The sequence below is a fragment of the Verrucomicrobiia bacterium genome (assembly GCA_036405135.1).
Classification (GTDB): Bacteria; Verrucomicrobiota; Verrucomicrobiia; order Limisphaerales; family JAEYXS01; genus JAEYXS01.
In genome coordinates, this window is sequence record DASWYF010000035.1 from 1 (window position 1) to 12,172 (window position 12,172).

The following is a 12,172-nucleotide window of genomic DNA, read 5'->3' on the forward strand; positions in this document are numbered from 1 at the left end:
TGGCGGCCAGCACGCAGGCGCAGGTGCTGTTCACGGACACGGCCCGCAACAACACGGTGGCCAACCCCCTCCTCAAGGGCATCAGCCGCACCGATGATGGTGGTCTGGACCCGCGTCCGGCAACCGGCAGCCCGGCATTGACGACCAGCCGCATTCCCTCAGATTCGTTCTACACGCTGGCGAACTACAAAGGCGCGTTCAGCGGCGTCAACTGGGCGGCTGACTGGACCGCGCTCGGCGCAGAACGCATCATGAGCGGCAGTGGTGCAGGCGCTCCGCAATCTATCACGATCCCGGTTCGCGGTCCCAGCTCATCCCAAGATCCCCAGGTGGAAGCCTTGGTTGCGGGCGTGGACTTCACGGCCATCATCACCGTCGGTGACACGGCAGCTAACAGCCCCGGCTGGCGCTATGTCGGTCTCGGTGATGGTCTCGGTGCTTACGACAATACCAACGGCACCTTCACGGCGCTGGTGAACCATGAGATCAACGAGACGCTGGGCATCACCCGCGCGCACGGTGCGAAGGGCACGTTTGTCTCCAAGCTCATCATTGACAAGGCTACGCTGCAGGTTCTCAACGGTCAGGACCTCATGACGAATGTCTATACCTTCAACACGAACAGCTTCGTCTATGAACTGGGTGTCAATGTGTTGATGGGCCGCTTCTGCTCGGCGGATCTCCCGCCGGTGAGCGCCTTCTACAACAGCGGCAACGGCAAGGGCACGCAGAACCGCATCTTCATGAATGGTGAAGAGTTCTCCACCCAGTCCCGCGCTTGGGCACACATCGCCTCCGGTCCGGAAACGGGCAACTCCTGGCAGCTCCCGCTGCTGGGCCGCGCCTCCTGGGAAAACGTGGTGGCCAGCCCCTACATGCAGGACAAGACCATCGTGGTCGGTCTGGATGACGACGGCACGACGGACTCACAGGTGTACATCTACATCGGCACGAAGCAGACCACAGGCGCGAGCGATGTGGAGAAGGCCGGTCTGATGAACGGTCAGCTCTACGGGGTTTCCGTGGCTGGTCTGGCGCAGGAAGTCGCGGGCACCACCGAGGTGCAACGCAACTTCTCGCTCGTGAACCTGAGCGCCCTGACTGATGTTCGGGTCGCCACCTTCAACCAACTGGAGACGGTAGGCAACGGTGCCGGTGTAACCGCGTTCATGCGCGTGGAGGATGGTTCTTGGAATCCGCTGAATCCTCGTGAGTTCTACTTCCTCACGACGGCCAGTGCCTCGCTACCGAGCCGCCTCTGGCGCCTGACGTTCAACGATATCGCCAACCCGGAAGCGGGTGGGGTGATTGAGATGATGCTTAACGGCACGGAAGGCCAGATCATGATGGACAACATGGTGGTGGATCAGGATGGCAACATCCTTATCACGGAAGACCCGGGCAACAACGCCCGTCTAGCCCGTGCCTACAAATACTATCCTGCAACCGACGGCTTAATTGCTCTCGGTCAGGCCAAACAGTCCTTGTTCAAGAGCGGTGAACCCGGCTTCATCACGCAAGATGAAGAAGTTTCCGGCGTCATCGACATGCGCGACATCCTTGGCAACGGTGCCTACTTGATCGTGAACCAGATCCACAATGGTGCCGTGGTTGGTAACGACCCGGAACTCGTGGAAGGTGGCCAATTGCTGGTGATGTATGTAAATGGCACCACGCCCTCCATCAACAGCCAGCCGACCCCGGTGAGCGTGGGCAGCGGTACTGCCGCCACCTTCACAGTCGCCGCCTCGGCCGGTTCTACCATCCAGTGGTACAAGAACGGCGTGCCGATCGCGACCGCGACCGGCACCAGCTACAGCATCCCGTCCCCAACAACGGGTGATGCTGGTCAATACGTGGCAGTGGTCACTTCGGCCAATGGTTCCGTGGCTTCCACCACGGTCGCCCTGACCGTCACGGACATCGCCATGTATGCCGGTGTGGCCATCGCCGGTCCGATCGGTGCCCAGTATGACGTTCAGTACACGGAGAGTTTGGAAGGCACTCCGGTCTGGACCACGCTGGAGCGCGTGACGCTGAGCACCAGCCCGATGATCTACATCGATCAGACTTCGCCGGGCGAGAACAAGCGTTTCTACCGCGCACTGGAAGTGGCTCCGTAACAAGCAGGATTCAAGACCCTGACCGGGTGACCGGTCAGGGTAGTTTTTCAGGCGGGGCTTGGGAAAACCCAAGTCCCGCTCTTTCGCTGGATGGACTGTTAAGTTTAACTATATTTTAGCCATGAAACGGTTTGCCTGCCGTCGTCAGTTTCTCCTGTTGCTTTCTGCTGCCGCCGTCGGATCGGTTTTGCGGCCGCTGCTGGCCAATGGCACGGTGACTGTGGTGCAACGATTTTTGCGGGATTACTCGGATATTCTCCATGCTGCGTATACGGATGCGTGGGCGGGGGCGCGGAGGATGGAGAAGGAGATCGCCACGTTTGTGGAAAAGCCTTCGGAAGCCGGGCTGGCTGCCGCCCGCAGGGCATGGGTGTCCGCCCGGGTGCCATATCTCCAGACAGAGGTGGCACGTTTTTATGATGGGCCGATCGAAGAGGTGGAAGGATTTATCAATGCCTGGCCGATCGATGAGAATTACATCGATTATACGGTCGAAGATGCCAATGCCGGCATTATCAACAATCCCAAGAATTTCCCCGAACTGACTTTGGAGACATTGGCCGGTTTTAATGAGAAGGAAGGTGAGAAGAACATCAGTACTGGGTGGCATGCGATCGAGTTTTTGCTGTGGGGACAGGATTTGAGCGATGACGGACCGGGCGGTCGTTCGTATCTGGATTACGTGCCTGCTGCATTGGGGGAGCGCAGACATGCGGTGCGGCGCGGCGAGTATCTCCGTCTGGCCACATCGCTTTTGATCCAGCATTTGAAGCAGGTGGCAGATGAATGGGCACCAGGGAAGGAATCCAATTACCGGGGACATTTTCTGGCGGGCACGCCGCATGAATCGCTTGAGAAAGTCATCCGGGGCATGGGTGCTTTCAGCGGTGCGGAACTGGGCGGGGAACGCACCATGGTGGCCTACACGACGAAGGAGCAGGAGGATGAGCATTCCTGTTTCAGCGACACGACGCATCAGGACATGCATTATGACCAGGTGGGGATCATGAATGTCTGCACCGGGATTTACCGCCGGCCGGACAAGACTGAGATACGCGGCACCGGTTTGCTGGACGTGATCCGTGAACGAAGCCCGATGCTGGCGGATCGTTTCGCGAAAGAGCTGGGAGAGAGCTTGGCGGCGGTGAGGGCGGTGCCTGTACCTTTTGACCGTGCGATGAAGGGGCGTGATACTGCGCCAGGCCGGGTGGCGTTGAAGAGGGCGATCGATGCGTTGCAGGCGCAGACGCGGACGCTGGCGTCAGCGGCCAAAGAGCTGGGTATTCAATTGAATTTGTGATGTCGCGTGTTTGGCCGATGAAATTTTTCCCCGTTCATATCAAGCTGCCGACCGTGCTTGGGATTTTGCTGGCTGCCGGGAGCGTGGCGGGTTTGCTGGTGCATGCTTCAGATGAGGCGGCAGCGGCGGCTGATCCAAGGACATTGTCCGGTGGGGAAACTACAGTTTTCGATACGAGCCGGAATGCGTTCACTTTTGCGGCGCGTAATCTGCCAGCGGAGAGGCGGGCCCAGTTTTTCACGGGGAATTCTTTTTTTAACGAGAACTGGGTGGCGGCTCCGGCTTCTACCTCGGCACGCGATGGCTTGGGGCCGATCTTCATCGCGCGGTCGTGTTCGGCGTGCCATTTCAAGGATGGGCGGGATCGCGGGCCGCAGGCGGGAGTGCCTGCCCAGACATTGGTGGTGCGTTTGAGTCTGCCGGGGAAGGATGTCAAGACTGGTGCGCCTGTGCCGGAACCGGTGTATGGCGGGCAGTTGCAGATGCGAGCGGTGCCTGGGGTGCCGGGTGAGGCGGAGGTGCTGGTGGACTGGGAGGAGATCCCGGGAAATTATGGTGACGGCGATAATTATTCTCTCAGGCGCCCCCGTTACAGTGTCACGAACGCGGCGTATGGGGCGCTGAGCAGGGAGGCGCGTCTTTCGATGCGTGTGGCGCCGGTGGTGATCGGATTGGGACTTTTGGAGGCTGTGACCGAAGAGACTTTGCTGGGGCTGGCGGACGAAGAGGACAGGAATAGAGATGGAATTTCGGGAAGACTCAACCGCGTGTGGGATGTGGCTGGGAACAAAAAGGTGGCCGGGCGCTTTGGGTGGAAGGCGGAGCAACCTTCGGTGCGGCAACAGGTGGCGGGTGCGTTCAACGAGGACATGGGTTTGACGACTTCCATGTTTGCCCATGAAAACCATACGGCGACGCAGACGAATCTGGCGGTGCTGCCCAGTGGCGGTTCTCCTGAGGTGAAGGATGAGATGTTGGAGGCGGTGGTGTTGTATTCGCGGACGTTGGCGGTTCCCGCCCGCCGGGAGGTGACGCATCTGGTAGTGCAACGCGGGGAATCCCTGTTTCGCAATATCGGATGTGCGGATTGTCATCAACCGGTTTTGCAGACCGGGACCCAGGTGGATTTGGCTGAACTGGCTAACCAGACAATCCAGCCGTTCACGGACCTGTTGCTGCATGATATGGGGGAGGGATTGGCGGATGGGCGGGAGGTGTTCGAGGCGTCGGGGCGTGAATGGCGGACGCCACCTTTATGGGGGATCGGTCTGGTCAAGACGGTGAACGGGCATACGGATTTTTTGCATGACGGACGGGCGCGGAATTTGGCGGAGGCGATTTTGTGGCATGGAGGTGAGGCAGAGCACGCAAGGGAGCGTTTCCGTGTCCTGCCGAAGGAGGAGAGAGAGGCGTTGCTGCGCTTTCTAGGGTCGTTATGATGATTTCAACTATGAGAAGCTGGATTGCAGGCGTCGTAAGCGCGGGTGTTCTCGGAACCTGTTTGTGGATGGTGGTGTCGCCGGTTCCAGGCAGTGGCATGGCACAGGCTGCGCAAACGAAGGAGTTTTCCCGTCCGGCGATGTTGGAGGATATCGCCACCAAGGTTTTGGTTCCGGGTATCCGGGAGTTTCATGACAAGTGCCAGGGGTTGGAGAAATTTTCGGCCAAACTTGCGATGGAACCATCGCCTGAAAATGTCAGGCTGGTGCAACAGGCGTGGGTGGATGCCTGTCTGGCGTGGAAGCGAATGCAATGGATCCAATTCGGGCCGGTGAAGGACCGGGCATATTGGTCTGCGCTTTGTTTCAAACCGGTTTACCCCGTCAGCATCGAAAAAGTAATCCGGGGTACGGAGCCTATCACGCAGGACTCTCTGGCGGAGCAAGGTGCGGCGGCAAAGGGGTTGTACACGTTGGAGTATCTTTTGTTCGACTTGCCGCAAGGCCAGACGGCATGGGTGGGGGAGGATGGGAAACCTGCCAGAACTGGCACACCGCGGCTGGCGGCGAAGTGGTTGTTGGAAGGCGACCAAGCAGAGCGCAGGAGAATCTATGTCCGTGAAGCCGCGCGTGAAATGATGGAGATGCTGAAGCCGGTGCGGGCCACAGTTGATGACCCGGCTTTTATTGCCAATTATGTCAAAGGCGGTCAAACGAGCGTTGATCTGGCGGTGAACGGCTTGTTGGATGAACTGGAAAGCGGGGTGGTGAACTTGATCCGTCTGTATGTGGACCAGTTCGCGAACCGCAGTTTGCGCTACGACCAGATCGAGGGCTATCCCAGCGGGCTTTCGGTGCGGGTGATGGAGGAGGAATTGGCGGGATTGGAGAAACTTTATCGCGGTGGTGGCGGTCTCGGATTGGATGATTACGTGAAGCATGTGAACCCCGGTCTGGCTGAGCGCATGGAGCAGCGGTTGAAAGCGGGCAAGGAGGCGTTGAAGGCATTTCGGGAGCTGCCGGTGGACCAGGCTCTGGTGAAGCGGTATGCCGCCATGGAAAAAGCTCATGACGAATTGCGCGAACTGGAGATACAGATCAAACTCGATGTGATCAGCAGCTTGGGCATCACGCTTTTATTCAGTTCCACCGATGGCGACTGAAGCGACCATAGGCGCGTCTTCGCTCGAAGAATGCAGTCCGGCACTGGTGCGTTCGGGCTGGCTTGACGTCTGCCTGAAGCGGGTCAATGAGCCGGTTGATGGGGCATCCCTGGCAGTTTTTCGCATCCTGTTCGGTTGCGTGATGGCCTTCGCCATGGTTCGGCTGCTGGTAAAAGGATGGGTACGGGAATTGTATCTGGCTCCAGCGTTTCACTTCACTTGGGAATGGTTTCCGTGGGTCAAGGTGCTGCCTGGATGGGGTATGTACGGTTTGGTGGCAGGACTTGCATTGGCTGCGCTAGGTGTGGCTGCGGGTTGGCGTCACCGGTTTTGTGCGGCGTTGTTTTTCAGCGGGTTCACCTACCTGGAATTGATCGATCAGACGACGTATCTGAACCACTACTATCTCGTCAGCCTGCTCAGCGGCTTGCTGATCTTTCTGCCGGCGGATGCGAAGTGGGCGTGTGCTCCCCGCAGGGAGCCCGGTGGCATGGTGCCGGTGTGGGCTGTATGGCTGCTGCGTTTTCAGGTGGGTGCGGTTTTTTTCTTTGCAGGGCTGGCCAAATTGAATGGGGACTGGCTTTTAGAGGCGCAGCCGATGCGGATATGGCTGGCAGCACGGAGCGATCTGCCCTGGATCGGGCCGTTTCTGGCCAAGGTGTGGGTGGCGTATGCCGCGAGTTGGGCGGGTGCCTTGTATGATCTCTTCATCCCTTTCCTTTTGTTGAGGTCGCGAACGCGGCCTTTTGCCTGTGTGGCGGTGATCGTTTTCCACGGCATGACGGCAGTATTGTTCAACATCGGCATGTTTCCGTGGATCATGATGGTGGCCGCGTTGATATTTTTTCCGCCGGAGGGATTTGGACGGTTTCTGGCGAAAGGCAAACATCCAGAGTCCACCGGCGGAAAGCGGACATCGACGAACATCCGCGGAGGACAGCTTCAACGGGCCGGGTTAATGATGTTGGGCTGTTATGTTTTGATTCAGATCGCGCTTCCGTTACGCCCGTTTCTTTACCCGCAGCAAGGGGCCTGGGATGGCCGGGGTTTCAACTTTTCCTGGCGAGTGATGCTGGTGGAGAAGACGGGATATGTGGAGTTCTTCGCTGTGTCACCGGAGAGCCGGAGCAAGGAACGACTGCGTGTGGACCATCTCATCACGCCCCGCCAGAAGGTGATGATGGCGCAAGATCCGGACATGATCCGGCAGATGGCGTGCCGGCTGGCCAAGGATCTTTCCGCGAGCGAACGTGAGAGGGTGGAGATCCATGTGAGTTCCTATGCCACGATCAACGGGCATCCCAGTCAACGTTTGATCCGTGCGGGAATCGACCTGACCGGTCCATTGCCTGCAGACTGGATTGTGCCGTTCAAAGCGAAATGATAACTATTTGTTCAATATGAAAGCCTCTTTGCCTGGAGCTTTACTGGCCTGCTGGTTATGGATGACGTTCACGCCCAATCCGATTCACTCTGCCCAAATCTTTTTGGGGCAAGGGACATTGGCAGGGGAAGTCACCACCGACAGTGTGATTTTGCAGGCACGACTGACGGGGGCGGAATCGGTGATCGACGGTGATGTGCCGGGCATGCGGGGTGTTTTGCGGTTCGAGATCGATGAGCATCCGACCTTTCCCAAGCCAATCCAAACTGCGTGGATGAATGCCCGTCCGGACGGAGATTTCATGGTGAAGACCAGGGTCACAGGATTGAAGCCGGATACGGAGTATTATTATCGTCCAGTTTTCGGTTCCCACGAGCGACAGTCGTTGCCTGATATCGCGCGAGTTTTCCGGACGTTGGGCGGCAAGAGTTCTGAACGGCCGGTGAAGTTCGTGATGGGGAGCTGCATGAATTATGCTGTCTTTCATAGTGGAAAGGATGGCAAAGGACAGGGGGCGGCCTTGGGCGTGGAAAAGGATAACGGATATGTGGCGTTCACATCGATGTTCCGTATCAGGCCGGATTTCTATATCGGCAACGGCGATAATGTCTATTACGACAACCCCTTGGCCACGCGGGCTAAAACGGTGCAGGATATGCGGAGGAAATGGCACGAGCAATTTGTGCAGGTGACCATGAACCAGCTATTCGCCATCACGCCCACCTACTGGTTGAAAGATGACCATGACTACCGGTTCAATGATGCGGATTCCACGCAGGAGCAAGAGCCGTCCCACGGCTTGGGCATCCGCATTTTTCGCGAGCAGTTGCCGGTGGTGGATCCGGCGGATACAAATGCCGTCACTTACCGGACTCACAGGGTCAGCAGGCATCTGCAACTCTGGTTTGTGGAAGGACGTGATCATCGCAGCCCGAACAAGATGCGGGATGGACCGGAGAAAAGCATCTGGGGGAAGGAGCAGAAGGAATGGCTCAAGCGCACGCTGAAGGAGAGCGATGCGACCTTCAAACTGCTTATCTCACCCACGCCGATGATCGGGCCGGATGATGCATCCAAGCGGGACAACCATGCGAATATCGGAGGGTTTCGGCATGAGGGCGAGGAGTTCTTCGAGTGGATGAAGGCGAACGACATCGGTACCAACCAGTTTTTCATCCTCTGCGGCGACCGGCACTGGCAGTATCAATCCCAGCATCCTAGCGGATACCAAGAATTTGCCTGTGGGGCGTTAAACACCCAGAATGCCCGAACGGGCCCAAAACCAGGTGCTGAAAAATCAACCGATCCCCGAGGGGAAGTTAAGCAGATGTTCACCTCACCTAAACCGGTGGGAGGCTTTTTACTGGTGGAGCAGGGGACGTTTGGCAAACTGCAGCAGTTGCAAATCACCTTCAAAGATGAGTCAGGCACATCGCTTCATTCGATGCGGATATTGAAATAGCTCACTACGGTTGATGATTCGTCCATAAAAATCAGGGCTGACTGGGTTAATAATTAGAATTATTCTAAATATTGACAGGTCTGGGTAATGGAGGGAGAGTTTATCTATGAGTTTGGAATCAAACGCAAGCATGAGTGGTGAGCTGAATGAAAAGCTCGCCCATAGCGGCCTGCGCCAGACGCCGCAGCGCCAGTTGGTGTATCAGGTGTTGCTGGAGGAGCGGAATCATCCCACGGCGGAGGAAGTTTTCATTCGCGTGAAGCAAAAGACGCCGGATATCTCCATGGCGACAGTGTATAACTGTTTGGATGCCTTGGTGAAGTGCAGTGTGGTGAAGCAGGTGAACTTGGATCGCGGGGCGAGCCGTTATTGTCCTAACATGATGGACCACAGCCACTTCCATTGCGAGCAATGCGGTGGGGTGTTTGATATCGACCTGACTAACCCCTTGGAAGCGGCGGGGGCCCGGATGCCGCGTGGGTTTCAGGTGAAGCACATGGACCTGACCTTGAAGGGCGTTTGCCCGGCGTGCGCGCAGAAGCACAATTAATTTTTAGATTTCCGATAAGATGAGCACAGCGACAGAGACAATCGAAGGATTCGTAAAGAGCGAGTATAAGTACGGCTTCGTGACGGACGTGGAGGCGGATTCCGCACCTCCCGGCCTGAGCGAGGAGATCGTGCGTTTCATTTCCGCCAAGAAGAACGAGCCGGAATGGCTCCTCGAATGGCGTTTGAAGGCGTATCGCTACTGGGTGAACATGAAGGAGCCGCAGTGGCCGCATGTGGATTATCCGCCGGTGAACTTCCAGGACATCATCTATTACTCCTCGCCGAAGCAGGCGGGCAAGAATGCGCCGAAGAGTCTCGATGAAGTAGATCCGAAGCTGCTCGAGATGTATGCGAAGCTGGGTATTCCTCTGCGCGAGCGGGAACGGTTGGCGGGTGTGGCCGTGGACGTCGTCATGGATAGCGTCTCCGTGGGCACGACATACAAGGAAACGCTCGCGGAAAAGGGTATCATCTTCTGCTCGTTCTCAGAAGCGGTGAAGGAACATCCGGAACTGGTGAAGAAGTATCTCGGCTCCGTGGTGCCTTACACGGATAATTTTTACGCAGCACTGAACTCTGCGGTCTTCAGTGACGGCTCGTTCTGCTACATCCCGAAGGGTGTGCGTTGTCCGATGGAACTCTCCACGTATTTCCGCATCAATGCGGCGAAGACGGGACAGTTCGAGCGCACGTTGCTCATCGCGGATGAAGGCTCGCACGTGAGTTATCTGGAAGGTTGCACGGCCCCGATGCGGGATGAGAATCAGCTTCACGCGGCTGTTGTCGAGCTGATCACGCATGACAATGCGGAGATCAAGTATTCCACGGTGCAGAACTGGTATCCGGGCGATGCGGAAGGTCGCGGCGGTATCTATAACTTCGTGACGAAGCGCGGCATGTGCAAGGGCCGTAACTCGAAGATTTCCTGGACGCAGGTAGAGACGGGCTCCGCCATCACGTGGAAATATCCGAGCTGCATCTTGCTCGGTGATAATTCGGTGGGCGAGTTCTACTCCGTGGCGCTCACTAACCAGAAACAACAGGCGGATACGGGCACGAAGATGGTGCACATCGGCAAGAACACGCGCAGCACGATCATCTCGAAGGGCATCTCGGCGGGTCGCGGCCAGAACAGCTATCGCGGTCTGGTGGAGATCCGTAAGAGCGCGACGAATGCGCGTAACTTCTCGCAGTGCGATTCGCTGCTGATCGGTGACAAGTGCGGCGCGCACACGTTCCCGTATATCGAGGTGAAGAACACCACGGGCAGCGTGGAGCATGAGGCGACGACCTCGAAGATCGGTGAGGACCAGATCTTTTACTGCAACCAGCGCGGCATCTCCACGCAGGACGCGGTGAACATGATCGTGAACGGCTTCTGCAAAGAAGTGTTCAAGGAACTGCCGATGGAATTCGCGGTGGAAGCGCAGAAGCTGCTGGGTGTCAGTTTGGAAGGAAGCGTTGGTTAATTTTTATTTAGCCACGGATGGAACACGGAAGAAACACAGATGATGCAGGTGCAGATTTTACATGCTGATGTGACTGAAAAGATCATTGGTGCTGCATTTGAGGTGCATCGAGTGTTAGGTTATGGGTTTTGGAAAGTGTTTATCAGAAGGCTTTGCAGGCTGAGTTGGTGAAGGCTGGTTTTAAGGCTGAAACTGAATGTGCGTTAAAAGTTAATTATAAAGGCACTGTTGTCGGAAACTTTGCGGCGGATTTACTAGTGAATGATGTGGTGCTGGTAGAATTGAAAGTGGCGAAAAACTATAATGCTGAAGATGAAGCGCAGTTGCTGAATGAACTGAAGGCTTCCGGGATCAAGGTCGGACTCTTGATCAACTTTGGCAGAACAAAAGTAGAATTTAAGCGAATGGTGTTTTGAACGGCCATAAATAGAACACAATCCGTGTTTCATCTGTGTTCAATCTGTGGCCAAGAAAATTTATCGAAATAGAAACAGCAAATGAGCGAAACGATTCTTGAGATCAAAGACCTCCAGGCGGGGGTGGAAGAGAAACAGATTTTGAAGGGCCTGAACCTGACCATCAAGGCGGGTGAAGTCCATGCGATCATGGGACCGAACGGCAGCGGCAAGAGCACGCTGGCGTCGGTGCTGGCTGGTCGCGATGGCTACGATGTCATCGGCGGTTCCTCCACGTATCTTGGCAAAGACCTGCTGGAAATGGACCCGGAAGAGCGCGCCCGCGAAGGCGTTTTCCTCGCGTTCCAATATCCCATCGAGATCCCCGGTGTGAACACCACCTACTTCCTGAAGGCGGCGGTGAATGAAGTGCGCAAGCACAAGGGCCTGCCGGAATTGGACGCGATGGAGTTCCTGAAATTCGTGAAGCAGAAGGCGAAGCTGCTCGAGCTGCGTGAGGATTTCCTCAAGCGCGCGGTGAATGAAGGCTTCTCCGGCGGTGAAAAGAAGCGCAACGAGATCTTCCAGATGGCGTGCCTTGAGCCTCGCCTCGCGATCCTCGATGAAACGGATTCCGGTCTGGATATCGATGCGTTGAAGGTGGTTTCCGAGGGCGTGAACAAGCTGAAGAACGCGAACAATGCGCAGCTCGTCATCACGCATTATCAACGTCTGCTCGATTATATCGTCCCTGACTACGTGCACGTGCTCTACAATGGGCGCATCGTGAAGTCCGGCACCAAGGAGCTCGCGCTGGAGCTGGAAGAAAAGGGCTACGACTGGATCACGAAGGGCGAACTCCAAACCGCGTAATTCAAGCGGCAC

At 56.7% G+C, this 12,172-nt stretch carries 10 protein-coding genes; all 10 read left to right on the forward strand.

Annotation, left to right across the window (positions count from 1 at the left end; all coding sequences use genetic code 11):
• Positions 1-2,123, forward strand: a 2,123-nt coding sequence (locus tag VGH19_16605) for an immunoglobulin domain-containing protein (GenBank protein ID HEY1172991.1), incomplete at its 5' end; no start/stop codon positions are given.
• A gap of 121 nt (positions 2,124-2,244) precedes the next feature.
• The gene (locus VGH19_16610) at positions 2,245-3,423 is read left to right on the forward strand and encodes an imelysin family protein (protein HEY1172992.1); all 1,179 of its coding nucleotides are present in this window, start codon (positions 2,245-2,247) and stop codon (positions 3,421-3,423) included.
• Positions 3,423-4,862: a di-heme oxidoredictase family protein gene (locus VGH19_16615; protein HEY1172993.1), complete on the forward strand. Its 1,440-nt coding sequence runs from the start codon at positions 3,423-3,425 to the stop codon at positions 4,860-4,862. The genes VGH19_16610 and VGH19_16615 overlap by 1 nt, the downstream gene beginning before the upstream one ends.
• A gap of 11 nt (positions 4,863-4,873) precedes the next feature.
• Complete coding sequence (locus tag VGH19_16620; protein HEY1172994.1) at positions 4,874-6,025, forward strand: imelysin family protein; 1,152 nt, start codon at positions 4,874-4,876, stop codon at positions 6,023-6,025.
• On the forward strand, positions 6,015-7,409 hold the full coding sequence (locus tag VGH19_16625; protein HEY1172995.1) for an HTTM domain-containing protein: 1,395 nt from the start codon (positions 6,015-6,017) through the stop codon (positions 7,407-7,409). The genes VGH19_16620 and VGH19_16625 overlap by 11 nt, the downstream gene beginning before the upstream one ends.
• Before the next feature lie 16 nt (positions 7,410-7,425).
• Positions 7,426-8,871 (forward strand): alkaline phosphatase D family protein, encoded by a 1,446-nt coding sequence (locus VGH19_16630; GenBank protein HEY1172996.1) that lies wholly within the window; start codon positions 7,426-7,428, stop codon positions 8,869-8,871.
• A gap of 106 nt (positions 8,872-8,977) precedes the next feature.
• Positions 8,978-9,421 (forward strand): transcriptional repressor, encoded by a 444-nt coding sequence (locus VGH19_16635; GenBank protein HEY1172997.1) that lies wholly within the window; start codon positions 8,978-8,980, stop codon positions 9,419-9,421.
• 19 nt (positions 9,422-9,440) lie between these two features.
• Positions 9,441-10,892 (forward strand): Fe-S cluster assembly protein SufB, encoded by a 1,452-nt coding sequence (gene sufB, locus VGH19_16640; GenBank protein ID HEY1172998.1) that lies wholly within the window; start codon positions 9,441-9,443, stop codon positions 10,890-10,892.
• A 128-nt stretch (positions 10,893-11,020) separates the two neighbouring features.
• Entirely contained in the window at positions 11,021-11,308 is a 288-nt protein-coding gene (locus VGH19_16645) for a GxxExxY protein (GenBank protein HEY1172999.1), read from the forward strand.
• 93 nt (positions 11,309-11,401) lie between these two features.
• The gene (gene sufC, locus VGH19_16650; protein HEY1173000.1) at positions 11,402-12,160 is read left to right on the forward strand and encodes a Fe-S cluster assembly ATPase SufC; all 759 of its coding nucleotides are present in this window, start codon (positions 11,402-11,404) and stop codon (positions 12,158-12,160) included.
• Positions 12,161-12,172 lie beyond the last annotated feature (12 nt).

Excerpts from the sequence above, each read along its gene's own strand:
- VGH19_16625 (HEY1172995.1), top strand. The coding sequence starts at position 6,015 with ATGGCGACTGAAGCGACCATAGGCGCGTCTTCGCTCGAAGAATGCAGT.
- VGH19_16635 (HEY1172997.1), top strand. The coding sequence starts at position 8,978 with ATGAGTTTGGAATCAAACGCAAGCATGAGTGGTGAGCTGAATGAAAAG.
- VGH19_16620 (HEY1172994.1), top strand. The coding sequence starts at position 4,874 with ATGAGAAGCTGGATTGCAGGCGTCGTAAGCGCGGGTGTTCTCGGAACC.
- VGH19_16615 (HEY1172993.1), top strand. The coding sequence starts at position 3,423 with ATGTCGCGTGTTTGGCCGATGAAATTTTTCCCCGTTCATATCAAGCTG.
- VGH19_16630 (HEY1172996.1), top strand. The coding sequence starts at position 7,426 with ATGAAAGCCTCTTTGCCTGGAGCTTTACTGGCCTGCTGGTTATGGATG.
- VGH19_16610 (HEY1172992.1), top strand. The coding sequence starts at position 2,245 with ATGAAACGGTTTGCCTGCCGTCGTCAGTTTCTCCTGTTGCTTTCTGCT.
- sufB (HEY1172998.1), top strand. The coding sequence starts at position 9,441 with ATGAGCACAGCGACAGAGACAATCGAAGGATTCGTAAAGAGCGAGTAT.